A 907-nucleotide genomic window follows, 5' to 3' on the forward strand; every position below is an offset into this window, starting at 1 on the left:
GGACGCCGGGGGCTCCGGGGAGGGGCCGGCGTGGACAGACCTGCACACCGTGGTCTTCCCGGGCGGCCACTGCGTCATCTACCGCATACCGGACGGCGCGGGCGGACTCCGCGTCAACTGGGTGCTCTACACGACGCCGCCCGAGCATCTGGCCCTCCCGCTGGACCTGCGGAACCCGACCTCGCTGCCGCCGGGCGAACTCAGCGGCGAGCTGGCCGGCTTCGCACGGGACCTGGTCGCCAAGCACTTCCCGCCGTACTGGGCGGAGTGCGTGCTGCGCACCCCGCCCGCGGAGTCCTTCATCCAGCCCATCTACGACCTGGAGGTCCCGCACTTCGCCACCGGACGGCTGGCGCTCGCCGGGGACGCGGCGACGGTGGCCCGCCCGCACACCGGGGGAGGGGCCGTCAAGGCGCTCCAGGACGCGCTGGTGCTGGAGCGCGCCTGGCGGGCCGCGGAGGACTGGGAGTCCGCAGCGGCGGCGTACGACGCCGACCGCACGGCGCTCGGCGCCTCGATCGTCGAGCTGGGGCGGCGGTTCGGACAGGCGCAGGTGGTCCGTACGCCGGACTGGTCGTCCCTGTCCGAGGAGGGCTTCGCCGCGTGGTGGCGGGACCAGAACCAGGGCTCGGACCGCAGCAGCGGCTACGGCGGCCACGCGCTCCGCCCTTCTTGAGGGGGTGCCCCGCCAGGGGCACGGGCCCTGAGGCTAGGCCGTGTCCGGCGGGTCGTGGTTGCCCTCTGTCGGGGCAGCCGGGCCGGGGCTGCCCCTGCCCGCGTCTTGCGGACCGCGGCTGGGGCCGTGGCCGGTCGCGCAGTTCCCCGCGCCCCTGAAGCGCCCCTGGCGGGGCGCCAGGGCGCGCCCCGCCAGGGGCGCGGGGAACTGCGCGAGCAACCTCCCCCAAGC

2 protein-coding genes are annotated in these 907 nt (G+C 76.3%); one reads left to right on the top strand and one right to left on the bottom strand.

Annotated elements, in window-relative coordinates:
* Nucleotides 1–676, top strand: a 676-nt coding sequence (locus tag G5C65_RS37805) for a Rossmann-fold NAD(P)-binding domain-containing protein (protein WP_478501626.1), incomplete at its 5' end; no start/stop codon positions are given.
* Between the two features lie 33 nt (nucleotides 677–709).
* On the opposite strand, the gene G5C65_RS38820 is transcribed toward G5C65_RS37805, so the two are convergent.
* A partial coding sequence (locus G5C65_RS38820) for a hypothetical protein (protein WP_206442731.1) occupies nucleotides 710–907 on the bottom strand: 198 nt, incomplete at its 5' end.

The organism is Streptomyces boncukensis (genome assembly GCF_011045075.1).
Lineage (GTDB): Bacteria > Actinomycetota > Actinomycetes > Streptomycetales > Streptomycetaceae > Streptomyces > Streptomyces boncukensis.